Genomic DNA, 24,580 nt, shown 5'->3' with positions numbered 1-24,580 from the left:
AAGAGAACAGCGATGAAACAGATTTTTCCAGCAACCGGTTCAGTGTTGTCCCTGGCGGTCGTCTCGGGTTTTTCCAGTGGCGTGATGGCCGCCGAGGGCGGCTTCATCGAAGACACCACGGCCACCTTGCAGGCGCGTAACTACTACTTCAGTCGGGACTTTTCCGACATCGTCGGGGCCAATCAACAGTCGAAGGCCGAAGAGTGGGCGCAAGGCTTCATCCTCAACGTCAAATCCGGTTATACCCAGGGCCCGGTCGGTTTTGGTGTGGATGTCATCGGCCTGCTCGGCCTCAAACTCGACAGCAGCCCGGACCGGGTCAATACCGGTTTGCTGCCGGTGCACGGTGATGGTCGCGCGGCAGATGATTACAGCCGTCTGGAAGGTGCGCTGAAGATGCGTTACTCCAAGACCGAGCTGAAAGTGGGGGAGTTGCAACCCAACGTGCCGGTGCTGGCCTTCAGCGATATCCGGCTGCTGCCGCCCAGCTATCAGGGCGCAAGCATCAGCTCCAATGAAATCGATGGCCTGACCTTGCAAGGCGGCCACTTGAATTCAACCAGCCTGCGCAACGAGGCCGGCGACGAAAAGATGCAAGCCATGCTCGGTCATGTTCCGCAGCGTCAGGTCAGCAGCGATGGTTTCAACTTTGCTGGCGCCGACTACGCCTTCAATGACAAGCGCAGTTCGCTGAGTGCCTGGTTCGGGCAATTGGAAGATATCTACAACCAGCGCTTTCTCGGCTTCAAGCACAGCGAGCCGTTGGGAGACTGGATCCTGGGCGCCAACCTTGGCTATTACGATTCGCACGAAGACGGTAAAAAGTTGCTGGGCAATATCGACAATCAGGCGTTCTTCTCGTTGCTGTCAGCCAAGCGCGGCGGCCACACGTTTTATGTCGGCTATCAGGGCATGTTCGGCGACAGCGCCTTCCCGCGGGTGTTTGCCAACATCTCACCGCTGGGCAACGAGGTGCCGACCTACGAGTTCGCCTACACCGATGAACGCTCCTGGCAAGCGCGTTACGACTACGACTTCGCGGCCCTCGGCATGCCCGGCCTGACCAGCACCGTGCGTTACATCACCGGCAATAACGTCGACACCGGCAAGGGCTTTGAAGGCAAGGACCGCGAGCGCGATCTGGATATCGGTTATGTGCTGCAGAGCGGCAGTCTCAAAGGCCTCGGCATCCGTGTTCGCAATGTGATGGCGCGTTCCAACTACCGCAGCGATATCGACGAAAACCGCCTGATCCTCAGCTACACGTGGAAGCTGTTATGAGCCCGGGTGCAGTCACCCATGGCTTCGTACGTTACGCGATGGGTCTGGCCCTGATGGTCGACATGCTCCATGGCGCATGCCGTCCACCCGGCCAAGACCTTCCAGCGCAATGTTGGGGCCTGGTTGCTCGTTTACGTCATCCCCAGCGAGTTCGGCAGAACCAGAGAAATCCACGGGACATAGGTAATCAATACCAGGAACAGCAGCAGGATGATCAGCCAAGGCATTGCTGCACGAATGGTGGCGGTCAGTGACATGCCGGTCACCGCCGATGTGACAAACAGGTTCAGGCCCACGGGCGGCGTAATCAGACCGATCTCCAGGTTCACCACCATAATGATTCCCAAATGAATCGGGTCGATTCCCAACTTCATGGCAATCGGGAACATGATCGGCGCCAGGATCAGGACGATTGCCGAGGGCTCCATGAAGGCGCCAGCCACCAACAACACGATGTTCACCACGAGCAGGAATGTCACCGGTGTCAGGCCCGCGCCGATGACCCAGGCGGTGATTTGTTGAGGTAATTGCTCGGTGGTCAGTACGTGGGCGAAGAGCATGGCGTTGGCGATGATGAACATCAGCATGATGCTCAGCTTGGCAGATTCGAGCAGTACCTTCGGTATCTCGCGAAACGACATATCCTTGTAGACGAACAGCGCAATGAACGCCGCATAGACCGCTGCCACGGCCGCCGCCTCGGTCGGGGTGAACATTCCGGAGTAGATGCCGCCCAGGATGATGAACATGAGCAGCAAGCCCCAAATGGCCTTGCGTGCCGCACTCAACCATTCACGAACAGTCGCCCGTGGCATGGCAGGCAAGTTTTTCCTCACGGCGACGACGTAGATGGCCACCATCAGCGCTGTACCCAGCAGCAGGCCTGGCACCACGCCGGCCATGAACAGCTTGCCGACCGAGGTTTCCGTCGCTGCGGCATACACCACCATCACAATAGAAGGAGGAATAAGAATCCCCAGGGTGCCGGCGTTGCACACAATCCCGGCACCGAACGCCTGTGGATAACCGGAGCGGACCATCCCGGCAATGGCGATGGAGCCCACGGCAGCTACCGTTGCGGGGCTTGAGCCGGACAATGCGGCGAACAGCATGCACGCCAGTACCGCCGCAATGGCCAGACCGCCGCGAATATGCCCAACGCACGCGTTGGCAAAGTCGATCAAGCGCCGCGCCACCCCGCCCGTGGTCATGAAGGCGCCGGCCAGCAAAAAGAACGGGATGGCCAGCAACGTGTAGTGCTCGGAGGTCTCGAACAGCTTGATGGCCAGTGAGCGCACGGAGTCAGGGCTGAAAAAGATGATCGTCAGCGAACCGGCCAGGCCAAGGGAAATGGCGATCGGTACACCGATAAACATCAACGCGAACAGGGCAACGAAGAGGAAAAGAATAGTCATTTCTTGTCATCCTCGTGCTCGGTCAGTTTCAGCACCTCCGCAGCCTCGTCGGCCAGGCCCAGGCCCGTTTGACGATTTTGCACGATGCGCACCAGGATCTCGGCAAAGCGGATGAACACCAAGGCAAAACCCACGGGCACAATCAGCCCGATGTGCCATTGCATGATGCCGTAATGACCGAGGTCCTCGGCACCGATGTCGGCAATGAACAGCGTCTGAATCCATTCGAAACTGGCGATGCTGAGCAGGCCCGCATAAACCAGACTGCAGAGGCAGGCAATGATGCCAATGATTCGCTGAACCGGTTTGCTGGCCAGTTTCACCAAGGCATCGACACCGATATGCCCGGCCGTGCGCACACCATAGGACAAGCCAAAAAAGATCAACCAGGCGAACAAGGCCTTGGTCAGCGATATGCTCCACGTCATGGCCTGGGCCATTCCCATGACACTGTCGCCAATGGCCAATAAGGGTTCGCTGGCGCTCTGCCACTGATCGGCGAGGCTGTAGAAAACGCTATAGAGATTGTTAAGGATGACGTAGACGAACGTTACCAGCGTCATTGCCGCCAGCAGGAAGACGATAAAACCTTCTTCGAAGTGATCCCAGATTCGCCGTAAGGCATTCATGAGTGGCATCTCCCGATCGAGTGACGACGATGAAACAGGGGCCGCCCTTTCAGGCGGCGCCCGCCGGCAGATTACTGAGCCTGGTTGGCGGCTTCGGCGGCCTTGATCAGGTCGGCACCGATATCACCTTCAAACTTCTTCCAGACCGGTTTCATTGCTTCGCGCCACTCGCCACGTTGCTCTGGGGTCAGGGTGATGATTTCAGTGGTTTTGGCGTTGATGATGTTCTGTTTGGCATCCTGGTTCAGTTTCTCTGCGTCTTTGTTCACCTGAGTGGTGACCTCGACGATGATCTTGTCCAGTTCGGTTTTTATATCCGGCGGCAGGCCACTCCAGAACTTGGTGTTGGTGATCAACATGTAATCGAGCAAGCCATGGTCGGATTCAGTGATGAACTTTTGCACTTCGTGCATTTTCTGGCTGTAGATATTCGAGTAAGGGTTTTCCGCGCCATTGACGACACCGGTCTGCAAGCCCTGATATACCTCGGCGAAGCTCATTTTGCGAGGGTTGGCGCGCACCGCCTTGAATTGCTCTTCAAGCACGGCCGAAGCCTGCACGCGGAATTTCAAACCACGGGCATCGCCCGGTTTACGCAGCGCCTTATTGGCGGACAACTGCTTCATGCCGTTGTGCCAATAGGCCAGACCGGTGATGTTTTTGCTTTCCATGGACTTGAGAAGCCCCTGGCCTTCAGGGCTTCGCTGGAAGCGGTCGACTGCCGAGATGTCGTTGAACAGGAAGGGCAGATCGAACAATTGCAGCTTGGGTGTGTATTGCTCGAATTTGGCCAGCGACGGCGCAATCATCTGCACATCGCCCGACAGCAGCGCCTCCATTTCCTTGCCATCACCAAACAGCGAAGAGTTTGGATAAACCTCTACCTTGACCTTGCCGGACAGGCGTTCTTCGACGAGTTTCTTGAACAGCAGGGCGCCTTGGCCTTTAGGCGTTTGTTCGGCAACCACGTGAGAAAACTTGATAACGACTGGATCAGCCGCCAGCGCCAGGCTAGACGCGCCCAGCGCGAGTGTGCAGGCGACCGCGCTCCACAATGATTTGAGCATTTGGACGTTCCTCTTGTTTTAGTTCTCGTGCCGTTCATGTTTGAAACGCATTTGCACGGTGGACAAGAGGAGTCTAGGCAATAAATTACCATTGGTCGTTGGGGTAGGGGGCGTTCTCAATTGATTCCCGGCGCGGCGGGGAAACTCATTGAGAACGCCCCCTAGTACTTCCAGAAAACCGGGATGAACAGCACCAGAACGGTGAGGATCTCCAGTCTTCCCAGCAGCATGCCAATGGTCAGCAGCCATTTGGCCGAATCGGGCAGTGTCGAGAAGTTACCTGCCGGGCCAATGATCGAACCAAGGCCAGGCCCCACGTTACAGACGGCGGTGGCCGCGCCACTCAATGCCGTGGTCCAGTCCAGGCCGATGAGCGCCAACCCCATGGCGATCGCCCCGATGGTGATGGTGAAAAAGAATGAAAACGTCAGGAGTGAGCGGGCGATATCTTCATCGATGGGGCGATTGTTGTATTTCTTCTGGATGACGGCGCGAGGATGAATCAATTGTTTCAGGCTGCCCATGAGCAGGGCGCCAGCCACTTGAAAACGGAAGATTTTAAGACCGCCGGCAGTGGAACCGGAGCAGCCGCCGACAAAGGTCAGATAAAAAAACAGCAACACGGAGAAGCTGCCCCATAACGTGTAATCCCCTAGCGCCACGCCGGTCGTCGTGACCACCGACGTCACGTTGACCGCCACGATCCGGAACGCGTCCCACCAGCCGTACTCGCTGTTCAAGCACAGCCAGGTGCCGAACAGCAGCCAGGTGATGAGCAAAAAACCAATGAAGCCGCGTACCTGATGATCGTTGAACAAGGCCTGTTTATTTCCGCGCACCATGCTCACATACAGCGTAAAAGGCAGGCTGCCCAGAATCATGACAACCACTGACACCCAATGAATGGCCGGTTGCGTCCAGTGCGCCAGAGACGCATCGGAGGTGGAAAATCCTCCTGTGGAAATCAACGCCATTGCATGATTGACGGCTTCGAACGGCGTCATTCCGGCTATCCACAGGGCCAGCGTGGAAACAGCGGTAAGCCCGACATACAGCCCGAGAATATATTTGGCGGCGACATGGGAGCGGGGTGTGACCTTCTCTGACCAGTCGGATGATTCGGTCTGAAACAGCCGCATCCCCCCGACCCGCAATAGCGGCAGGATGGCCACGGCCATGCCGATGAAGCCGATCCCGCCCAGCCAATGCAGCATTGAACGCCAGATCAGCAATCCGGGGGAGGCGGTGTCCAGACCGGTCAGAATGGTCGACCCGGTGGTGGTGATGCCGGACATCGTTTCAAAAAAAGCGTCGGTGTAGCTGATGTTCTGGATAAAGACCATGGGCAATGCGGCAAACATGCAGACGACCACCCAGCTGGCGGTCGTCAGCATGTACATATCGCGGGGACGCAACTGAGCGTTTTCAGGACGTCCCTTGTTAATCAGCAGCAGCCCGGACACCACAGTGATCAGGATTGACCACAGAAAGGCTGACATCTCATCGTTGCGTTCATAGATCACCAGCGTGAGCAGCGGTATCGCCATGCTCACTGCCAGTGTGATCAAAAAAATACCCAGGATGAAACCGATAAACCGCAATACCGCAATGGACATAAATAATGCCTGTCTTATTAGCGCCGCGCAGTATCGATCGGCTTGTCGTTTTGTCTCGTAAAGTTTGCGTAACTTTTTTCACTCCCTCGGATTTTCTATTCGTCGGGGTAGACGCGCGATACGGCCATTCAGAATCGCCGGTATAGACTGAGAGCTATCACGACGGGAGAGACGCGTGAAATATAGAACAGTGTTGCTGCTCAGTCTTTTGCTTTTATGGGCCCAGGCGCCGAAGAAGGCACGCCCATGATCGGCGCCGAACTGCTATCACCACAAAGCCTTACAGTTGGCTGGCTTATCTACGTGCCGGCAGTGATCTGGGCTGTCTGTCGAGCCCCCTGGGTCGAACTGTTCAGCGACAACCGCCGCCAGCATCTGTTGTTCGGCACGGTGTTCGCGCTGTTCATGCTCTGGTTGGTGCGACGGGACTTCGACACCGGCGTGTCCTATCACTTCATCGGCATGACGGCGGTGACGTTACTGCTGGATTGGCCGTTGGCGATTGTCGGCGGGTTGGTCGCGCAAACGGGATTGGTGCTACTCGGACGGCAGGACATGGCGGCCATGGGGGTCAATGGCGCGCTGCTGATTCTGCTGCCGGTGCTGGTCACCGAGTGCTGCGCCATCCTGGTGGAGCGCGCGCAGCCGCGTAATCCCTTTGTGTACATTTTCTGTTCCGGTTTTTTTGCCGCTGCGTTGTCGGCCCTGTTGTGCCTGATCCTGGCGCTCACGCTGCTGTGGTACGACGAACGTTTCGCCATGCCGTACTGGCTGACAGATTTTGTCGGCTACCTGTGGCTACTGATTTTCCCGGAAGCGTTTATCAACGGCATGGTGGTCAGCGCATTGGTGGTGTTCTGCCCCGAATGGCTGGAGACGTTCAATCGCACCCGCTACCTTTCGGCGCCCTGGAAAGACGACGATCCCAAATCTTGATCCACATCAAATCCAAAAAGCGTTGCCGAATCCATGCTCTGGAAAACCTTCAGGAGCAATGGCATGAGTGTGTATGAGTGGGCCCGGCAGGAGTTGCGTCAGAGTCTGGATGTGGCGCAAGAGGTGGGCTTCGATCCGGGATTGAGCCTGCGCGCCTTGCTCAGTGCGGTGGTGCAGCAGAGCAAGACGGTACGCAATATAGAAGACCTGGCCGATGAGTTGCGGTTTCTCGCCGAGAACCTCGACGAGGGCCAGGACTATGGCTTTATGCGGCCCTGAGGGGCGGGATCAGTGGCGCGGGTCGAAGTCTTCGCTGAACATTTCGTCTTCGGCATCCGGGCTCACCGGGATCTTGTGTTCTTCCGACGCCCAGGCGCCCAGGTCGATCAGTTTGCAACGGTCCGAACAGAATGGCCGGAACTTGCTTTCGGGGCTCCATTCGACAGGGGCGCCACAGGTTGGGCAATCGACGGTTGGGGTTTGGCTCATGACTGGCCTCCACGCAAAGTAAGGTAAAAATGATGCAGGCGTTCGACCTCGCTGTGCAGCCAGGCGAGGTCGCGGTCGTTGACCACCACATCGTCGGCATGGCTCACGCGGTCCTGTCGGCTGGACTGAGCCTTGAGGATCGCCTGGACCTGCTGTTCGCTGGTCTGGTCACGCTGCAGGGTGCGTTCGATCTGTAACTGTTCCGGGGCATCGATCACCAGGACCCGTTGGGTCATGGCGTACTGCCCGGACTCGATCAGCAGCGGCGAAACCAGAATCGCATAAGGCGATTGTGCCTTGGCCAGATGGTGAGTGATTTCTTCGGCGATCAGCGGATGCAACAGCGCTTCGAGCCAGCGGCGTTCATCCGGCACTTCGAAGATCAGCTTGCGTAGCGCCGCGCGATCCAGTTGGCCGTCGGCTTGCAGCACGCCGGGGCCAAAGTGCTCGGCGATCTTCGCCAGTGCCGGGCGACCGGGTTCTACCACCCAGCGAGCCGCATGATCGGCGTCCACCACGTGCACGCCCAGATCGATGAAGTGCTGGGCGGCCGCGCTTTTGCCGCTGCCGATGCCGCCGGTCAGGCCGAGAATCCAGGGTTTTTCCACAGGGGTATTCATTTCAAACCGACAAACTGCCAATAGAAGCCGGTTATTTGACCACCCCAGAGCAAGGCAATCCAGCCGGCAATGGCCAGATAGGGGCCAAAGGGCAGCGGAGTCGAGGTTTTCGCATCCCGCAGGCGCAGCAAAATCACCCCGAAGACGGCGCCCAGTAGCGATGACAGCAGGATGGTCAGCGGCAGGATCTGCCAGCCGCCCCAGGCGCCGAGCATCGCCAATAGCTTGAAGTCACCGTAGCCGATGCCGTCCTTGCCGGTGATCAGCTTGAACAGCCAGAACACCGTCCAAAGCGCCATATAGCCGGCCACCGCGCCCCAGAGCGCGTCATGCAGTGACACGAAGAGCCCGAAACTGTTGACGATCAATCCCAGCCATATCAACGGCAGCACCAGCACATCCGGCAACAGCTGGTGTTCGGCGTCGATCAGGCTCATCGCCAACAGGCCCCAGCTCAGGACCAGCACCATGCAGGCCTGCCAGCCGAAACCGAAATGCCAGGCGACGAACGCTGACAGCACGCCGCAAGCCAGTTCGGTCAGCGGGTAACGTTTACTGATCGGCGTCGCGCAGTTCGAGCATCGCCCGCGTAAAAACAGATAACTGAGCACGGGAATGTTTTCCCACGCTCGAATCCGATGGCCACAATCGGGGCACTCGGAGTGAGGCAGTATCAGGTTGTAAGCCGGGCCGGGGGCTTCGGGTGGCAAATCCAGGACGTCATGGGCTTGCAAGCGCCATTCACGCTCAAGCATTTTCGGCAGGCGCCAGACCACCACGTTGAGAAAACTGCCGATCAGCAAACCGATCACCCATGCGGTGATCACGAAGGCCAGCGAGTTGTGACTCAGAAATTCGTTCAAGGACATATCAGATCGCTGAGCCAAGTTGGAAGATGGGCAGGTACATCGCAACCACCAGGCCGCCGACGATAACCCCCAGCACCACCATGATGAAAGGCTCCATCAGACTGGTCAGGTTATCGACCATGTTATCCACTTCGTCCTCATAGAAGCTCGCGACCTTGTCGAGCATGTCATCCAGTGCGCCAGACTCTTCGCCAATGGCCGTCATCTGGATCGCCATGTTCGGAAATATACCGGAGGTGCGCATCGCAAAATTCAGCTGCATGCCGGTGGAAACATCCTGCCTGATGCGTAATACCGCTCGCTTGAACACGATGTTGCCGGTTGCGCCTGCCACTGAATCCAGGGCTTCGACCAGTGGGACGCCGGCGGCGAACGTCGTCGACAAGGTGCGGGCGTAACGGGCCACGGCGGACTTGTACATGAGCGCGCCAACCAACGGCAGTTTCAGCAGCCAGGTGTCCATTCGGTCCCGAAAGCCCGGGGACTTTTTAAAGGCATGGCGGACGCCGAAAACCAGCGCACCCAACAGGCCGAGCACCATCCACCACCAGGCCTGCAGGAACTCCGACAAGCCGATGACCATCACGGTGAACGCTGGCAGTTCGGCGCCGAACCCCGAGAACACCGACTCGAACTGCGGCACAACCTTGACCAGCAGAATCCCGGTCACAATGATAGCGACGAACACCACCGCCAGCGGGTAGGTCATGGCTTTCTTGATTTTGGCCTTGAGGCTTTCGCTCTTTTCCTTGTAGGTTGCCACCCGTTCCAGCAGGGTATCCAGAGCACCGGCCTGCTCGCCGGCATCCACCAGATTGCAGTACAGCTCATCGAAATACTGGGGCTTTTTGCGCAAGGCCGCGGCGAAGCTGTTACCGGCCGCGACTTCCTGTTTTACCTCCTCCACCAGTTTGCGCATGCTCGGGTTATCGAAGCCCTCGCCGATAATGTCGAACGATTGCAGCAGCGGTACGCCGGCTTTCATCATGGTCGCCATCTGTCGGGTAAACAGGGCAATGTCCAGGGCCTTGATGCGTTTGCCGGCACTGAAAATGGACGCGGTTTTTTTCCGCACCTTGCCCGGGTTGATCCCTTGCTTGCGTAACTGGGCCTTGATCAGCGCGGGATTCTGGCCGGTCAATTCGCCGGTCATTTTTGTGCCTTTTTTGTCTGTGCCTTCCCAGGCATATACGCTGATTTTCGCTGCTTTGACCGCCATGTTCAGTCCTTGGTGACCCGATTGATTTCTTCAAGGCTGGTGATGCCTTGCATGGCCTTGAGCAGGCCCGAAGTACGCAGGTCGTTGAAGCCGTCCTTACGCATCTGGATGTCGATTTCCAGTGAATTGCCTTCGGCCATGATCAGCCGTTGCAGGTCTGGGGTGTTCTTTACCACTTCATAAATCCCTACTCGCCCTTTGTAACCGTTGTTGCACTGATCGCAACCGACCGGTTCATAGATCGTGAACGAGCCGATGCGTTCCTCGGGAAAGCCTTCTTTGAGCAACGCCTCGCGGGGAATCTCGATGGGTTTTTTGCAATGACTGCACAATTTGCGCGCCAGGCGCTGGGCGATGATCAGGCTGACCGAGGTAGCAATGTTGAACCCCTGAATCCCCATGTTGTGCAAGCGGGTCAGGGTTTGCGCGGCGCTGTTGGTGTGCAGGGTGGAAAGCACCATGTGCCCGGTCTGGGCGGCCTTGATGGCGATTTCGGCGGTTTCGAGGTCGCGGATTTCGCCGACCATGATCACGTCCGGGTCCTGACGCAGAAACGAGCGCAGCGCCTGGGCGAAATCCAGTCCCTGCCTGGGATTGACGTTGACCTGGTTGATGCCTTCGATGTTGATTTCTACCGGGTCTTCGGCAGTGGAAATATTGATGTCGACGGTGTTGAGGATGTTCAGCCCGGTATAGAGCGACACGGTCTTGCCCGAACCGGTGGGGCCGGTCACCAGGATCATTCCCTGTGGCTGCTTGAGCGCGGCCATGTAGAGGTCTTTCTGGTCGGGCTCGTAGCCGAGGGCATCGATGCCCATTTGGGCACTGGACGGGTCGAGGATCCGGATTACCACTTTCTCGCCCCACAAGGTCGGCAGTGTGTTGACCCGGAAGTCGATGGACTTGCTTTTGGACAGGCGCATCTTGATTCGCCCGTCCTGAGGTTTGCGCCGCTCGGAGATATCGAGACTGGCCATGACCTTCAGCCGCGAGGCAATGCGGTTGGCCAGTTGTGTCGGCGGCCTGGCGACCTCCCGCAGCATGCCATCGGTGCGCATGCGCACGCGGTAGATTTTTTCATAGGGCTCGAAATGCAGGTCGGAAGAACCGCTCTTGATCGCGTCGAGCAGCATCTTGTGGACGAAGCGCACCACCGGCGCGTCATCGGCGTCTTGCCCCACGAGGACGTCTTGTTTCTGCTCATCGACCGACTCGATGTCCACCCCGTCGAGGTCGACATCGGCCATGTCTTCCAGGCCGGTGGAATGGTTGTCGAAGAATTTTTCGATGGCGTCGCTGAGCTTGTCTTCTTCCACCAGAATGGCTTCGGTGCTCAGCCCGGTGCTGAACTGGATGTCGTTGATGGCCTGGTGATTGGTCGGATCGGAAATCCCCACGAACAGCTTGTTACCACGCCGCCAGAGGGGCAGGGCGTGGTGCTGGCGGATCAGCTTCTCACTGACCAGCCCTCGGGGTTGGGTGTCCTTGTCCAGGCAGTTGAGGTCCAGCAGGGCCATGCCGAAATGCTCCGAGGCCACCTCGGCGACCTGCCAGCTTTTCAGCAGTTTGTTTTGCACCAGATAGCTGACCAGCGAAATTCGATTGCGTTGGGCTTGTTGATACGCCTGTTGCGCACTTTGGTCAGTGATCAGCTCGGCCAGTACCAATTGCTTGGCCAGACCGCTAAGGGCGATGTCATTCATTGGGATACCGGACGCAGACAGTGAATGACTTATAGCCTAGTCAAGCAGTGGAACCAAACCAGCCGGGGTGAGGTGACAAAAAGTGTCAGATAGTGCGGATCCTTGGAGTAGGAAAGGTCTTTGCCGCGATCTCGCGCCCAGCAGACAGGGACGCGCACGGCTTGGCATGACCTGTGCTGTGCCTTGTTCAGATCATGAGATTTCGACTCATGCATGGAGCCTGTCTATGAAAAATCAAAAAGGTTTTACTCTGATCGAGCTGCTGATCGTGGTGGCGATCATCGGGATTCTGGCGACGTTTGCGTTGCCGCAGTATTCGAAGTACCAGGCGCGGGCGAAGGTCACTGCTGCGGTTGCAGAAATCTCTGCACTGAAGGTGCCTTTCGAAGACGTTATCAATCAAGGCACCGATATTGCCGCCCCCGCCGGGATCGGCGCGGCGAGCGCCACCACGGGTAATTGCACGATTACGGCAACGGGTACCGCCTCTTCCGGTGTGGGCAGTATTGGTTGCACGATTCTCAACGCACCGGGGCCGGTGCTCGGCAAAACCGTCACGCTTTCGCGCACACTTGCCGGTGGCTGGACTTGCGCCACTACGGTTGACGCGGAATACGCGCCTAAAGGTTGCCCTCCCACTCCCGCTAGCTGATTCATTCATCCTGCCAATGCCCCGCGTTTCACGACGCGGGGCATTTTTTTGTTCGCTATTTTTAGGGTCATTCAGATAATCGAGAAACCCCCGAAAATTCATGGCCTTAGGCCTGCGTTAAAACCCGCATGTTGCATGTAGATAATTTCGCAGTCATGCAATTTGCATGATTTCGAAAATTACCTTTTCTATTAACTAATTGATTTATAAGTATTTATTTTTTATCGGGTCGTTGGCACAGCGTTCGCACTATTTCCTGTAACCCTGCTGACAAGACACGCAGCAGACTTTCCAGAAATACAGGAGTTACTCGTATGAAGAAGTTCGCTATCGCTGCCGCTACTGCTACCGCGTTGACCCTGACCATGGCCAACGCTGCATTTGCACAGACCACCCAAGCGACTCAGGCGCCCATGATGCTGGCCGCCGGTGAAGTCACTGAAGCGAAAGAGGATGTTTCCGATACCTGGATCACCACCAAAGTCAAAGCAGACCTGGTCACCGAAAAAGGCATTCCAGGCACCGACATCAAAGTCGAAACCAACAAAGGCGTTGTTTCCCTGTCTTCGATGACCGTTCTGACAGACGCTCAGAAAACAACCGCCGTGGCTATCGCCAAGAAAATCAAAGGCGTCAAAGCGGTGTCCGCTGACGGCCTGAAATCCGAGTAAAACAAGGCTTCTCGCCTGGACCGGGAGAAGGAGCGGTAGACGGGCCGAGTCATACGTCTGCCGCAACTTGAGAGTTCATGCGAAGGCCACAAGGATGTGGCCATTACAGGCCCCGGCATTCGTGTCGGGGCCTGTTCTATTGCGGGCTACGCAAAACAACTGTGGGAGCGGGCTTGCTCGCGAATGCGGTGTGCCAGTCAACATTGATGCCGACTGACACACCGCATTCGCGAGCAAGCCCGCTCCCACATTGGTTTGTGGTGGATTTAATTCCCACGCTTGCTGGTGATTCGAACCAACCGGTTGCCTTCAAAGCGCAGGTACTGGTACATCCCGCTGTTGGGCCCGTAGGTCCATTCCTCGACTTGAAATTCTTCCCGTCGATTGGCGCTGCGCTTGTAGCCCAGCAAGTCGCGGGCAACGGGCTCTCCGCATTTTTGCAGCACTTCGCTGGACCTGTCCCCGACGCTGATCAATTGACTGCCACAACGCAAGGTCTCGGCCGCCGCTGCCTGGCCGGCAACCAGCAACAGAGCCAGGCTCAGAAGCCAATGTGCGCCCATCATTCGGCATCCAGATGCATGGGCGTGATAACACGGCCATCGCTTTCTGCCTCGCCGAGGCTGGCGTCGATGAAGTACACGCGGTCATCGGCCAATTGCCCCTTGTCCACCAGATAATCCTTGATGCTGCTGGCCCGTTCTTGCCCCAGTTGACGCAACAGCACCTCGCTGGAACTCCAGAACGCGATCACGCCTTCCCGCATTTTTTTGCTGCGTTCTTCCTTGCCCAGATCCTTCCATTCGGCGGGCGGCTGGGTCTTGAGGCGTGTGCGGTAGATCCCTTCAAGCAGCGGGCCTTTCTCGTTGTCCGGTACGTCCAGCAACGAGGCTTGGGCCGGTACTTTATCACCGCGACGCTGGAGCATTTTGTAGTAGTTGTACTGGTATTCCCGCTCCAGGCGTTGCTCGGCAATCAGCGGGCCATCGCTGCTCTTGGCGGCGGTGCCTTCGATTTCCAGTCGCAGGGCCGGACGCTCCTTGAGCGCTTGGGACAGTTTGACCAGCGCCGCTTCGGCATCTTTGCTCAGGTCACTTGAGCCCGGTGCGAACGCCACGCTGCCCAAGTCTTCCGAACCACCGCCGCTGACCAGGCCGCCAATCATTTTGAATGGCGCTGCGGCCGCTTTCACGATCAGGTTGCGCAGGGTCTGCCAGATAATCGGCATGACACTGAACTGCGGGTTGTTCAGGTCGCCGCTCACTGGCAGTTCGATGGAAATCTTGCCGTCGACATCCTTGAGCAAGGCAATCGCCAGCTTCAGCGGCAGGCTCACGGCATCTGGACTGTCGACCTTTTCACCCAGTTGCAACTGCTCGACCACCACTTTGTTTTCAGCCAGGAGCTGGCCGTTGGTGATCTTGTAGTGCAGGTCGAGATTGAGCCGGCCTTTGCGGATACGGTAACCGGCGAACTTGCCGGAGTAGGGCGTCAGGGTGGTCAGTTCCACCCGTTTGAAACTGGTGGCGATGTCCAGGCTGGCCATCGGGTCGAACGGATTGACCGAGCCCTTGATGGTCACCGGTGCATAGCGGTCGACCTTGCCTTTGATGTCGACGCTGGCCGGTTTTGCCTGGCGGCTGTCGATGGTGCCGATCTTCCCGTTGAGCTGTTGAACGGCGGTGGCGAAGTTCGGAGTCAGGCTGAAGTCGGCGAAGTTTGCCGAACCGTCATTGATGGCAATGCCGCCAATGTGGATACCCAACGGTTTTTCTTTTCCGGCTGCCGGTTTGGCCGCAGTGGTGGTTGTGGCGCCGGAGTCGGCCGGTTGCGGGATCAACAGGTCATCGACGTTGGTGGTGCGATCATCGTTGATCATGAAGCGTGCATAAGGCTGGAACAGGTTGACCTTGTCGATCGACAGGCTGTCGCCATGTTGATAATTCAGGCCTTCGAGCACCAACTGTTGCCACTTGAGGAAGTCGCGGGTTTTCAGAGTGTCGAGGGTATGCAGCTGATCGACCTGGGCTTTGCCTGTGACGCTGAACGCCAGCGGTTCGGTGCTTTTCAGGTCGACCGCCAGATCACTGCCCAGCATGCCGCTGCGCAGTTCGAGACGAATGAACGGGTTGATGTAGGACTGTGCGACGCGCAGGTCGATGTCCTTCGTCTGCACGTTCAGTTTGGCGCTGATCGGGGCCAGATTGACCACGCCGTCCGCTGTGATCTTGCCTTGCTTGCCCACGCCGGTGTCGAGCTTGAGGTTGAAAGGTGAGCCATTGAGGCTGTCGAAATTTTGCAGGTCCAGGTTCAGCGGACCCACCTCCAGCGCGACCTCCGGTTGTGCCTTGCGGTCGGCCAGATGTACCTGATAGTCACGTAGCTGCACGTCTTTGAGCAGCACCTGCCAAGGCTTGCTCGGCGCGGTCGGTTCAGGCTTCGGCGAATCGGCTGCTGCCGGCGTGCTGGCTGGCTCGGCATTGGCTTTGTTGACCGCTTTGGATGGCTGACTGGCGAACAGTTTTTGCCAGTCCAGTTGCCCGTCGGCTTCGAGGGCGGCCCAGGTTTCCAGTTTTTTGCTGCGGATCTTGCCGACCACCACTTGCTGTTTGGCCAGGTCTACGGTGGTTTCGCTGATGTCCAGTCGCTCGAGCTTCGCCAGCGGTCGACCGTCCGGAGTCTTGATAGCGAAAGGCGCGACGCTGACGGCAACGTTGCTCAACAGCAGTTCGGTTTCCTTGGCCAGGTTGAGTTTGTAGTCGGTGCTGAGGCTGACGACGCCATCTTCGAGTGCGAGTGGCACAGCATCACGCACATAGGGCCAGAAGGATTTCATCTTGCCGTCGGTGATTTTCAGCTTACCTTCGGAGGCGATCGGGATCAGGCTGAAATTACCGGTCCAGTCGATCTGTCCACCTGCCGGGCCGACGGCGACCAACGTCATGTCGGCGCTGTCTTCGGGCAGGGTGCTGAGGTTTTTCAGTTCGAAATCGAGTTTATCGTAGAGGAACTCGATGGGTTCGCTGGGCCGTGCATCCTCGAAATGCAAGGAGCCGCCGGCCAGTTTGATCCTCTCCACGCGCAGCGGGAATGGTTTGGCGTCCGGATCGACCGGGGTCGGTTCGCTGGCGGGGATTTTGAACAGGCCGAGCAGGTTGAGTTTGCCGTCCTTGCCGAAAAGGATTTCGGTCTTGGGTTTGTCCAGTTCGATATCGGACAAGTGCAGCGCCTTGGTCCAGAGGCTATCGATCTGCAGGTTAGCGTACAGACGTTCGAAGCCCACCTGTTCCTTGCCCGGCTCCCCAATGACCAGGCCCCAAAGGGTGACTTCAAGGCTGAAGGGGTTGAGTTCGATCCGCTGAATCGTCGCAGGTGTCGTGGCGTAGTTGGCCAATTGTTGGTTGGCGATTCGCAACGCGATGCCCGGCAAAATCAGAAACCCCAGCAGGCTATAAAGAGCCAGGGCAGTCAACAAGGCGCCGATAGCGCGAATCAATCCTTTGGGCATGTGCGGCTTCATCTGTCGGAATCTGAGTGCCTTGGAGTATGGCATGCGTTTGCGGTTCCGAAGCAACCAAGCTTTATAGGATTTATCTGATTATCGGTGCGAATTTTCAGAGCTGCAGAATCAGCGTTTTCAATGGCGGCTGCTGATCCATCGACGGAAAATCGCTGCCCGGTGTCAGCGCTGTCCACTCGCGCACCGGGCGCCCGGCCTTCTCTGCGCAGCGCAAAACCTGCTCGCGCCAATCGTCCATGCTGACCTTCGCCAGGTTGTTGCAGCAGATCAGTACGCCATCGTCGGCGGTGGTCAGCAGTGCCGGTTTGAGCAGGCTTTGGTAGTCGCGCAACAGGTCGACCGTGCCGAACGCACTCTTGGCCCAGGCCGGAGGATCAAGCAGCACCAAGTCGTACTGACGCGGGTCCAGACGTTGATAGCTCGGCAGTTTCTGGCCGCGACGCTGGCTGATCGGCAGACCGGCCAATTGACGAATCGCGGGAAAGTAATCTGACTGGATGAATTCCATCGTCGGCAATTGCGGGTTGAGCAAGCCGTTCTCACGACCGACCGCCAGATTGCCTTCGGCAAAGTCCAGGTTACACACCTCGCTCGCACCACCCGCCGCGGCGCTGAGGCCGACGCCACAGGTGTAGGCAAACAGGTTCAGCACACTTTTGTTTTTGCTGTGCGCCTTGACCCAGCCGCGAGCGTTGCGCAAATCGAGAAACAGCAACGGGTCCTGGCCAGCGTGGCGCCCGCGGACCCGGTAGTTCAGTCCCCATTCGTGGCCGATCAAATCTTGCAGGGCGGCTTCGTCGGCGCGGTAGACGGTGTCTTCGCGGTCGATGCGCGAGTTACCACGGGAACGGTCGTTGTAGACCAGCAGGGTGTCGAGGCCCAACTGCTGATTGACGATCTCGTGCAACTGCAGCAGAGCGTCACGCTCCAGCGCCTGATGAAAACTTTGCACCAACAGTTGCGGACCGTAGCGGTCGATGGTCAGGCCGCCGGCGCCTTCCTGGCTGCCATGGAACAGGCGATAGCAATCGGTGCCTTGCTGATGCAGCTCGGCAAGCAGGTCCTGACGATGATCGAGGGCGGCGCGCAGCGCCTGATTCAAGGAAGACATGCTGGGCGCCTTGCAGGAGGGAATTGGGGCGCGGGAGTTTAACAGCTTGGACGATGAAGAACCTGTACCTGTACCTGTAGGAGCGAGGCTTGCCCGCGAAGACGGCGGGACAGTCAACATCAATGTCGCCTGACACACCGCTTTCGCGGGCAAGCCTCGCTCCTACAGGGATGTGATGGCCAATTCACAACATGGGCTCATTGGTTCAGGCGTTGATCGATCAGCCCTTGCACCACGCTCGGGTCGGCGAGGGTCGAGGTGTCACCCAGGCTGTCCAGTTCGTTGCAGGCGATCTTGCGCAGAATTCGCCGCATGATCTTGCCCGAGCGGGTTTTCGGCAGGGCCGGGGCCCACTGGATCAAGTCCGGTTTGGCGAAGCTGCCGATTTCCTTGCTGACATGCGCCAGTAATTGTTTCTTCAATTCGTCATTGGGTTCGGTGCCATTCATGGGCGTGACAAAGGCATAGATGCCCTGGCCTTTGACGTCGTGGGGGTAACCGACCACGGCGGCCTCGGCGATGCTGTCGTGCAGCACCAGCGCGCTTTCCACTTCGGCCGTGCCGATGCGATGCCCGGAGACGTTGATCACGTCGTCGATGCGGCCGGTGATCCAGTAATCGCCGTCTTCGTCGCGACGTGCGCCATCGCCGGTGAAGTAGTAGCCGGGGTAGGGCTTGAAGTAGGTTTCGACCATTCGTTTCGGGTCGCCGTAGACGCTGCGGATCTGCGCCGGCCAGCTGGACTTGATGGCCAGTATGCCGCTGCCGGCGCCTTTGATTTCCTTGCCGTGTTCGTCGAGCAATACCGGTTGCGCGCCGAACATCGGTTGCGTGGCGCAACCGGGTTTGACCCGTTGGGTGCTGACCAGCGGGCTGAGCATGATGCCGCCGGTTTCGGTCTGCCACCAGGTATCGACAATCGGGCAGCGCTGCTCGCCGACTGTATTGAAATACCACTCCCAGGCTTCCGGATTGATCGGCTCGCCGACGGTGCCGAGCAATCGCAGGCTCTCGCGGGACGTTTCCTTCAACGGCTCGGGACCTTCACGCATCAGTGCACGCAGGGCAGTCGGGGCGGTGTAGAAGATGTTCACATGGTGCTTGTCGATCACCTGCCAGAAGCGCGAGGTGCTGGGGTAGCTCGGCACGCCTTCGAAGATCAGCGTGGTCGCTCCGTTGGCCAGTGGCCCGTAGACAATGTAGCTATGGCCGGTGACCCAGCCGACATCGGCGGTGCACCAGAAGATTTCACCGTCGCGATAGTCGAACACGTACTTGAAGGTCATGGCGGCTTGCAGCAAGTAGCCGCCAGTGGTGTGCAGCACGCCTTTGGGTTTACCGGTGCTGCCGGAGGTGTAGAGGATGAACAGCGGGTCTTCGGCGTCCATCGGCTCTGGCGGGCAGTCGTTGCCAGCGTCGCGCAAAGCCTGGTGGTACCAGATGTCCCGATCCTCGACCCAGTTAACCTGGCCTTGGGTGCGTTCGACCACGATCACGGTGTTCACGTTGGGACAGCTTTGCAGCGCCGCGTCGACGTTCTGTTTGAGCGGCACGAATTTACCACCGCGCACGCCTTCGTCGGCAGTGATCACAGTGCGGCAATCGGCGTCGAGAATCCGGTCACGCAACGAGTCCGGAGAGAAGCCGCCGAACACCACCGAATGAATCGCACCGATTCGAGCGCAGGCGAGCATGGCGTAGGCGGCTTCGGGGATCATCGGCATGTAGATGCACACGCGGTCGCCTTTCTTCACGCCGCGGCCTTTGAGCACGTTGGCCAGTCGGCAGACGTTGTGATGGAGTTTTTTGTAGGTGATCTGGGTGGATTCGGCGGGGTCATCGCCTTCCCAGATAATCGCGATTTGATCGCCGCGTTTTTCCAGGTGACGGTCGATGCAGTTGTAACTGACGTTTATCTGTCCACCCGCGAACCAGCTCGCTTCACCGGTTTTCAGGTCGTAACGCTGGACGGTTTGCCACGGCGCGCTCCAGTCGAGAAAGCGTGTGGCCTGTTCGGCCCAGAAGGAGCTTGGGTGCTCGATGGATTGGCGGTACAGGCGTTGGTAGTCGTCTTGACTTAACTGTGCAGCCCGGCGGACGGCATCGGCTTTGGGGAACGTGCTGATATCGAACATGACGGTTCCTTATTCTTGTTGCAACAAGTAATAAAGATGCGCCGAGTGGGGAAAGGGTTCAATACTGAGAACAAACACCAACCTGTAGGAGCAGAGCTTGCTCGCGAAGCAGGCGCCTCGGTGTATCAAATACACCGAGTCATCGTTCTTCGCGAGCAAGCTTCGCTCCTACGGGACTGGCGTCAAATCACCCGCGGTGACGACCGCGGAAGTAGTTGATCAAGCCTTGGGTGGAGGCATCGTCGGCCGGGGTTTCTTCGCTGCCGACCAGGCGGTTGTAGACGCCTTTGCCCAGCTCCTTGCCCAGTTCCACGCCCCACTGGTCGAAGGCGTTGATGCCCCAGACCACGCTTTGCACGAAGACTTTGTGTTCGTACATCGCCACCAGTGCGCCGAGACGACGCGGGCTGATACGTTCGACCACCAGGGTGTTGCTTGGACGGTTGCCCGGGATCACCTTGTGCGGCGCGACTTTTTGTACTTCCTCTTCGCTCAAGCCCTTGTCGCGCAGTTCGGCTTCGGCCTCGCCCAGGGTCTTGCCCAGCATCAGCGCCTGGCTTTGCGACAGGCAGTTGGCGTACAGCCACTGGTGGTGGTCGGACACCGGATTGAAGCTGACGATCGGCACGATAAAGTCGGCCGGAATCAGTTGAGTGCCCTGGTGCAGCAACTGGTGATAAGCGTGCTGACCGTTGCAGCCGACGCCGCCCCAGATCACCGGGCCAGTATCGGTGGACACTGGCGTGCCGTCCTGGCGTACGCTCTTGCCGTTGGATTCCATGTCCAGCTGTTGCAAGTGTTTGGTGATGTTGCGCAGGTAGTGGTCGTACGGCAGGATCGCGTGGCTTTGCGCGCCCCAGAAGTTGCCGTACCAGACGCCGAGCAACGCCAGCAGTACCGGCATGTTCTGTTCGAATGGCGCGCTCTGGAAGTGCTGGTCCATGGTGTAGGCACCGGACAGCAGTTCCTTGAAGTTCGACATGCCGATGGCCAATGCAATCGGCAAACCGATAGCCGACCACAGCGAGTAACGCCCGCCAACCCAATCCCACATCGGGAAGATGTTTTCTTCGCGAATACCGAACGCTACCGCTGCCGCGTTGTTGCTGGAAACGGCGATGAAGTGACGGTACAGCTCGGCTTCCGAACCACCCTGAGCCAGGTACCAGGCGCGTGCGGCCTGGGCGTTTTTCAGGGTTTCGAGGGTGTTGAAGGATTTCGACGAGACGATGAACAGCGTGGTCTCGGCGCGCAGCTTCATGGTCAGTTCGTGGAATTCACTGCCGTCGATGTTCGCCAGGTAATGGCAGCGCACGCCTTTCTGGGCGTAGGACAACAGCGCTTCGGACACCAGTTCAGGGCCGAGGAACGAGCCACCGATGCCGATGTTGACCACGTCAGTGATCGGCTTCTCGGTGTAACCGCGCCACAAACCATCGTGGATGCGGCCCACGAGGTCGGTGATCTGGTTCAACACCTTGTGTACATCGGGCATCACGTTGACGCCGTTGACCGACAGCTTGTCGCCCACCGGGCGGCGCAGTGCGGTGTGCAGGGCGGGGCGGCCTTCGGAAGAGTTGACGATTTCGCCATCGAACAGCGCTTTGATCGCGCCTTTGAGGTCGACTTCGTTGGCCAGGCCCACCAGCAGATTGCGGGTCTCGGCGTTGATCAGGTTTTTCGAGTAGTCGAGAAACAGGCCGCAGCTGCTAAGGGTGAATTGAGTAAAACGCTGCGGATCGGCATTAAAGGCTTCGCGCATGCTGAAATCTTGCATGGCTTGGCGGTGGTCATTCAGCGCTTGCCAGGCGGGCAGAGCGGTAACGTCGTGAGGGGTGCGGTAATACGCCATCGCTGCGGTTTTCCTTTTTACTTGAACGGCCTTTTGAACACTAAAAAATCCCGGAGCGCTGTGGGTGGGCGTCCGGTCAACTGCGTCGACACGATTTCATGGCGCAGGGCGAATACAGTAAACCTCGCGCTGCAATCTGTCTTGACTTTGTCTGACCTGCTCCCGGTACTTTTTTAACATTTAAACAGGGAGCGGTCCGACAAACGGAAGGCTGACAGGGGCGTCGGCTCGATCAGGCGACCTGAACCGGAATGGCATTGCTGGTGTGGCTCAACTCGTTACCCGGCGCCATGTAGAGCATGCGCGGCTTGAAGTTGAGCAGCTCGGCTTCGTTGTAGTGGGCGTAAGCGCAGATGATCACGCGGTCGCCGACCTTGGCCTTGTGCGCCGCGGCACCGTTGACCGAAATCATGCGCGAACCTTCTTCGCCACGAATCGCGTAGGTGGTAAAGCGTTCGCCGTTGTCGACGTTGTAGATCTGGATCTGTTCGTACTCACGGATGCCGGACAGGTCCAGCCATTCACCGTCGATGGCGCAAGAGCCTTCGTAATCGAGTACAGCGTGGGTAACTTCGGCGCGATGCAGCTTGGCCTTGAGCATGATGGCGTGCATGAGTGTTTCCCCAGGTCGGAATCGAACGGCGGGCAGTTTGCCCGAAGGCTTTGGAGGCAGCAATACAGTCTGGAATGACGAAGATCTAATGTGGGAGCGGGCTTGCTCGCGAAAGCGGTCTGACAGTCAACGATGATGTTGAATGTGATGGCCTCTTCGCGAGCAAGCCCGCTCCCACATTGGTTTTGCGGTGCTCAGGCTGGCGCGTCGAGGTTCAAATGCAGGTTGTCGATCAACCGCGTCGTGCCCAGGAACGCCGCCACCAGAATCACCAGATCCCGATCTTCCGCCGTCGCCGGACGCAAGGTCAGAGCATGACGAATTTCCAGATAGTCCACTCGCAGACCGGCGGCTTCGAGTTGCTTGATCTGCTCGTTGATCAACGTCGGGTAATCGCGCTCGCCCTGTTTAATTGCATCGGCAATATGGGTCAGGGTGCGATAGACCACCGGCGCGATGGCCCGCTGTTCTTCGTTGAGGAAACCATTGCGCGACGACAGCGCCAGACCGTCGGCCGCACGTACGGTAGGCTCACCGATAATCTGGATCGGCATGTTCAAGTCATGCACCAGGGCGCGAATCACCGCCAGTTGCTGGAAGTCTTTCTGGCCGAAGATCGCCAAGTCCGGCTGGACCATGTTGAATAGCTTGCTGACTACGGTCGCCACCCCTTCGAAATGCCCCGGACGGCTGGCGCCGCACAGGCCTTCGGACAGTTGCGGAACACTGACGCGGGTCTGACCGGCCATGCCATCGGGGTACATTTCTTCGACGGTGGGTGCGAACAGCAGATGGCAACCGGCCTGAAGCAGTTTCTCCTGATCGGCGGCCAGAGTTCGCGGGTACTTGTCGAGGTCTTCGCCGGCGCCGAACTGCAGCGGGTTGACGAAAATGCTCGCGACCACGAAATCCACCCGTTGGGTGGCTTTGGTAATGAGCGCGATATGCCCGCTGTGCAGGTTGCCCATGGTCGGCACGAAGCCGATACGTTTGCCTTCGCTACGGGCGCGGGCCACGGCGGCCCGCAGTTCGCGTACGGTTTTTACGGTGTTCATGCAGAGAATCCGTGTTCGATGCCAGGGAAAGTCGCCGCTTTGACTTCAGTGACGTAAGCGCTCAAGGCTGCCTGGACGCTGGTTTGGCCAGTCATGAAATTCTTCACGAATTTCGGCACGCGGCCGGTAATGGACAAGCCCAGCATGTCGTGCAGGACCAGCACCTGGCCGTCGGTGCCACTGCCGGCGCCGATGCCGATCACCGGGATCTTCACCGCCTGGGAGATTTCTTCGGCCAGTTCGCTGGGCACGCATTCGAGCAGCAGCATGGCCGCACCCGCCTGTTCCAGGGAAATCGCGTCGGCACGCATTTGCCGCGCCTGGTTCTCGTTGCGGCCCTGGACTTTATAGCCACCCAGGATGTTGACCGATTGCGGCGTCAGCCCCATGTGTGCGCACACCGGGATGCCACGTTCGGCCAGCAGACGGATCGAGTCCGCGAGCCACAATGCTCCTTCAACCTTGACCATGTGTGCACCGGCCTGCATCAACAGGGCGCTGTTGGTCATGGTTTGTTCGAGGGTGGCGTAGGCCATGAAGGGCAGGTCGGCGAGGATCAGGGCATCAGTGTTGCCGCGTTTGACGGCTGCCACGTGGTAGGCCATTTCGGCGGTGGTCACCGGCAGGGTACTGTCGTGACCCTGCAAAACCATGCCGAGTGAGTCGCCCACCAGCAGCACTTCAACCCCAGCCTCGTTGCAGGCGTGGGCGAAGGTCGCGTCATAGCAGGTCAGCATGGTGATCTTTTCACCTTTCTGCTTGAGGCTCTGGAGCGTGGTCAGGGTGATGGCTGGCATGAAAAAAATCCTCATTACAGGCGCTATGGAAACTACTGCGAGTAACGCGCGTGATTCGTCATTTATACAGGCGCACCTTCTTTCGTGGTGCTTGTAAGGCCTGGATTGCGCCCTTTGGCGCCGCGTTGGCGGCAGCGGGACGCCTATAGTCGTGAGGAGAACCCGGGAAGTCAATTGCGTGTGTTACCGCATTGTTACGCATGGGGTGTTACCGGCGTTACTGATGCGATTCAGCAGGTCGGCAGGGATGATTTGCAGATTGTTTGTCCGACAAAAAACCAATGTGGGAGCGGGCTTGCTCGCGAATGCGGCGTGTCAGACGACCTAAAT

At 58.3% G+C, this 24,580-nt stretch carries 22 protein-coding genes; 5 read left to right on the top strand and 17 right to left on the bottom strand.

The window, feature by feature from the left end; all coding sequences use genetic code 11:
* The first annotated feature begins 12 nt into the window (after nt 1-12).
* Nucleotides 13-1,281, top strand: coding sequence for an OprD family porin (locus KW837_RS23530; protein ID WP_218398786.1), 1,269 nt, complete (start codon nt 13-15; stop codon nt 1,279-1,281).
* A 131-nt stretch (nt 1,282-1,412) separates the two neighbouring features.
* Here the strand turns inward: KW837_RS23530 and dctM are convergent, their stop codons facing one another.
* The 4 genes from dctM to KW837_RS23505 all read right to left on the bottom strand — a co-directional run bounded on the left by dctM (nt 1,413) and on the right by KW837_RS23505 (nt 6,008).
* Complete coding sequence (dctM, locus tag KW837_RS23520) at nt 1,413-2,696, bottom strand: C4-dicarboxylate TRAP transporter large permease protein DctM (RefSeq protein ID WP_218398785.1); 1,284 nt, start codon at nt 2,694-2,696, stop codon at nt 1,413-1,415.
* Entirely contained in the window at nt 2,693-3,325 is a 633-nt protein-coding gene (locus KW837_RS23515) for a TRAP transporter small permease (RefSeq protein ID WP_218398784.1), read from the bottom strand. Before KW837_RS23515 ends, dctM begins: the two co-directional genes overlap by 4 nt.
* A gap of 71 nt (nt 3,326-3,396) precedes the next feature.
* On the bottom strand, nt 3,397-4,392 hold the full coding sequence (locus tag KW837_RS23510) for a TRAP transporter substrate-binding protein (protein WP_218398783.1): 996 nt from the start codon (nt 4,390-4,392) through the stop codon (nt 3,397-3,399).
* Nucleotides 4,393-4,553: 161 nt separating this feature from the next.
* Nucleotides 4,554-6,008 carry a TrkH family potassium uptake protein gene (locus KW837_RS23505; protein WP_218398782.1) on the bottom strand — a complete coding sequence of 485 codons (1,455 nt, stop codon included), beginning with the start codon at nt 6,006-6,008 and terminating at the stop codon, nt 4,554-4,556.
* Between the two features lie 246 nt (nt 6,009-6,254).
* Here KW837_RS23505 and KW837_RS23500 point away from each other — a divergent pair, with 246 nt between their 5' ends.
* On the top strand, nt 6,255-6,944 hold the full coding sequence (locus tag KW837_RS23500; protein ID WP_218398781.1) for an energy-coupling factor ABC transporter permease: 690 nt from the start codon (nt 6,255-6,257) through the stop codon (nt 6,942-6,944).
* A gap of 63 nt (nt 6,945-7,007) precedes the next feature.
* The gene (locus tag KW837_RS23495) at nt 7,008-7,223 is read left to right on the top strand and encodes a hypothetical protein (RefSeq protein WP_218398780.1); all 216 of its coding nucleotides are present in this window, start codon (nt 7,008-7,010) and stop codon (nt 7,221-7,223) included.
* 9 nt (nt 7,224-7,232) lie between these two features.
* Here the strand turns inward: KW837_RS23495 and yacG are convergent, their stop codons facing one another.
* Genes yacG through pilB form a run of 5 tightly spaced genes read right to left on the bottom strand, consistent with a single transcriptional unit; the run spans nt 7,233 to nt 11,844 of the window.
* Nucleotides 7,233-7,433: a DNA gyrase inhibitor YacG gene (gene yacG, locus KW837_RS23490; protein ID WP_218398779.1), complete on the bottom strand. Its 201-nt coding sequence runs from the start codon at nt 7,431-7,433 to the stop codon at nt 7,233-7,235.
* Nucleotides 7,430-8,053, bottom strand: coding sequence for a dephospho-CoA kinase (gene coaE / locus KW837_RS23485; protein ID WP_123497164.1), 624 nt, complete (start codon nt 8,051-8,053; stop codon nt 7,430-7,432). Before coaE ends, yacG begins: the two co-directional genes overlap by 4 nt.
* Entirely contained in the window at nt 8,050-8,922 is an 873-nt protein-coding gene (locus KW837_RS23480) for an A24 family peptidase (RefSeq protein ID WP_218398778.1), read from the bottom strand. Before KW837_RS23480 ends, coaE begins: the two co-directional genes overlap by 4 nt.
* A gap of 1 nt (nt 8,923) precedes the next feature.
* Nucleotides 8,924-10,141, bottom strand: a complete 1,218-nt coding sequence (locus KW837_RS23475) for a type II secretion system F family protein (RefSeq protein ID WP_218398777.1) — start codon at nt 10,139-10,141, stop codon at nt 8,924-8,926.
* Nucleotides 10,142-10,143: 2 nt separating this feature from the next.
* Nucleotides 10,144-11,844, bottom strand: coding sequence for a type IV-A pilus assembly ATPase PilB (gene pilB / locus KW837_RS23470; protein WP_218398776.1), 1,701 nt, complete (start codon nt 11,842-11,844; stop codon nt 10,144-10,146).
* A 226-nt stretch (nt 11,845-12,070) separates the two neighbouring features.
* Between pilB and KW837_RS23465 the strand changes: the two genes are divergently transcribed.
* Together KW837_RS23465 and KW837_RS23460 are read left to right on the top strand one after the other, a co-directional pair.
* A complete protein-coding gene (locus tag KW837_RS23465) occupies nt 12,071-12,496 on the top strand; it encodes a pilin (RefSeq protein WP_218398775.1) in 426 nt (141 codons plus the stop codon).
* A gap of 314 nt (nt 12,497-12,810) precedes the next feature.
* Nucleotides 12,811-13,167, top strand: coding sequence for a BON domain-containing protein (locus KW837_RS23460; RefSeq protein WP_007901973.1), 357 nt, complete (start codon nt 12,811-12,813; stop codon nt 13,165-13,167).
* Between the two features lie 266 nt (nt 13,168-13,433).
* Here KW837_RS23460 and KW837_RS23455 read toward each other — a convergent pair whose 3' ends face one another.
* From KW837_RS23455 to panB, 8 genes are all read right to left on the bottom strand, one after another.
* A complete protein-coding gene (locus KW837_RS23455) occupies nt 13,434-13,730 on the bottom strand; it encodes a DUF2845 domain-containing protein (RefSeq protein ID WP_218398911.1) in 297 nt (98 codons plus the stop codon).
* Nucleotides 13,730-16,720: a DUF748 domain-containing protein gene (locus KW837_RS23450; protein ID WP_218398774.1), complete on the bottom strand. Its 2,991-nt coding sequence runs from the start codon at nt 16,718-16,720 to the stop codon at nt 13,730-13,732. Before KW837_RS23450 ends, KW837_RS23455 begins: the two co-directional genes overlap by 1 nt.
* A 61-nt stretch (nt 16,721-16,781) precedes the next feature.
* A complete protein-coding gene (locus KW837_RS23445; protein ID WP_008068494.1) occupies nt 16,782-17,798 on the bottom strand; it encodes a class I SAM-dependent rRNA methyltransferase in 1,017 nt (338 codons plus the stop codon).
* Nucleotides 17,799-17,995: 197 nt separating this feature from the next.
* The gene (acs, locus tag KW837_RS23440) at nt 17,996-19,933 is read right to left on the bottom strand and encodes an acetate--CoA ligase (protein WP_218398773.1); all 1,938 of its coding nucleotides are present in this window, start codon (nt 19,931-19,933) and stop codon (nt 17,996-17,998) included.
* Between the two features lie 187 nt (nt 19,934-20,120).
* Nucleotides 20,121-21,785 carry a glucose-6-phosphate isomerase gene (pgi, locus tag KW837_RS23435; RefSeq protein ID WP_008015103.1) on the bottom strand — a complete coding sequence of 555 codons (1,665 nt, stop codon included), beginning with the start codon at nt 21,783-21,785 and terminating at the stop codon, nt 20,121-20,123.
* 232 nt (nt 21,786-22,017) lie between these two features.
* Complete coding sequence (gene panD / locus KW837_RS23430) at nt 22,018-22,398, bottom strand: aspartate 1-decarboxylase (RefSeq protein WP_123497181.1); 381 nt, start codon at nt 22,396-22,398, stop codon at nt 22,018-22,020.
* 194 nt (nt 22,399-22,592) lie between these two features.
* Nucleotides 22,593-23,453 carry a pantoate--beta-alanine ligase gene (panC, locus tag KW837_RS23425; RefSeq protein ID WP_192345421.1) on the bottom strand — a complete coding sequence of 287 codons (861 nt, stop codon included), beginning with the start codon at nt 23,451-23,453 and terminating at the stop codon, nt 22,593-22,595.
* A complete protein-coding gene (gene panB / locus KW837_RS23420; protein WP_008068507.1) occupies nt 23,450-24,250 on the bottom strand; it encodes a 3-methyl-2-oxobutanoate hydroxymethyltransferase in 801 nt (266 codons plus the stop codon). The genes panC and panB overlap by 4 nt, the downstream gene beginning before the upstream one ends.
* Nucleotides 24,251-24,580 lie beyond the last annotated feature (330 nt).

Source organism: Pseudomonas sp. PDM24 (assembly GCF_019218905.1).
In the GTDB taxonomy this organism is placed as follows: domain Bacteria; phylum Pseudomonadota; class Gammaproteobacteria; order Pseudomonadales; family Pseudomonadaceae; genus Aquipseudomonas.
The sequence above is the reverse complement of the archived record's forward strand: the minus strand, read 5'-3'. Positions and strand labels throughout refer to the sequence as shown.

Bases quoted from the DNA above. Each gene is read 5' to 3' on its own strand.
- panC (WP_192345421.1), bottom strand. From the start codon at position 23,453: ATGAACACCGTAAAAACCGTACGCGAACTGCGGGCCGCCGTGGCCCGC.
- pgi (WP_008015103.1), bottom strand. From the start codon at position 21,785: ATGGCGTATTACCGCACCCCTCACGACGTTACCGCTCTGCCCGCCTGG.
- KW837_RS23460 (WP_007901973.1), top strand. From the start codon at position 12,811: ATGAAGAAGTTCGCTATCGCTGCCGCTACTGCTACCGCGTTGACCCTG.
- KW837_RS23500 (WP_218398781.1), top strand. From the start codon at position 6,255: ATGATCGGCGCCGAACTGCTATCACCACAAAGCCTTACAGTTGGCTGG.
- KW837_RS23480 (WP_218398778.1), bottom strand. From the start codon at position 8,922: ATGTCCTTGAACGAATTTCTGAGTCACAACTCGCTGGCCTTCGTGATC.
- KW837_RS23445 (WP_008068494.1), bottom strand. From the start codon at position 17,798: ATGTCTTCCTTGAATCAGGCGCTGCGCGCCGCCCTCGATCATCGTCAG.
- KW837_RS23455 (WP_218398911.1), bottom strand. From the start codon at position 13,730: ATGGGCGCACATTGGCTTCTGAGCCTGGCTCTGTTGCTGGTTGCCGGC.
- KW837_RS23530 (WP_218398786.1), top strand. From the start codon at position 13: ATGAAACAGATTTTTCCAGCAACCGGTTCAGTGTTGTCCCTGGCGGTC.
- KW837_RS23510 (WP_218398783.1), bottom strand. From the start codon at position 4,392: ATGCTCAAATCATTGTGGAGCGCGGTCGCCTGCACACTCGCGCTGGGC.
- pilB (WP_218398776.1), bottom strand. From the start codon at position 11,844: ATGAATGACATCGCCCTTAGCGGTCTGGCCAAGCAATTGGTACTGGCC.
- panD (WP_123497181.1), bottom strand. From the start codon at position 22,398: ATGCACGCCATCATGCTCAAGGCCAAGCTGCATCGCGCCGAAGTTACC.
- KW837_RS23465 (WP_218398775.1), top strand. From the start codon at position 12,071: ATGAAAAATCAAAAAGGTTTTACTCTGATCGAGCTGCTGATCGTGGTG.
- KW837_RS23505 (WP_218398782.1), bottom strand. From the start codon at position 6,008: ATGTCCATTGCGGTATTGCGGTTTATCGGTTTCATCCTGGGTATTTTT.
- yacG (WP_218398779.1), bottom strand. From the start codon at position 7,433: ATGAGCCAAACCCCAACCGTCGATTGCCCAACCTGTGGCGCCCCTGTC.
- panB (WP_008068507.1), bottom strand. From the start codon at position 24,250: ATGCCAGCCATCACCCTGACCACGCTCCAGAGCCTCAAGCAGAAAGGT.
- dctM (WP_218398785.1), bottom strand. From the start codon at position 2,696: ATGACTATTCTTTTCCTCTTCGTTGCCCTGTTCGCGTTGATGTTTATC.
- KW837_RS23450 (WP_218398774.1), bottom strand. From the start codon at position 16,720: ATGCCATACTCCAAGGCACTCAGATTCCGACAGATGAAGCCGCACATG.
- KW837_RS23495 (WP_218398780.1), top strand. From the start codon at position 7,008: ATGAGTGTGTATGAGTGGGCCCGGCAGGAGTTGCGTCAGAGTCTGGAT.
- acs (WP_218398773.1), bottom strand. From the start codon at position 19,933: ATGTTCGATATCAGCACGTTCCCCAAAGCCGATGCCGTCCGCCGGGCT.
- coaE (WP_123497164.1), bottom strand. From the start codon at position 8,053: ATGAATACCCCTGTGGAAAAACCCTGGATTCTCGGCCTGACCGGCGGC.
- KW837_RS23475 (WP_218398777.1), bottom strand. From the start codon at position 10,141: ATGGCGGTCAAAGCAGCGAAAATCAGCGTATATGCCTGGGAAGGCACA.
- KW837_RS23515 (WP_218398784.1), bottom strand. From the start codon at position 3,325: ATGAATGCCTTACGGCGAATCTGGGATCACTTCGAAGAAGGTTTTATC.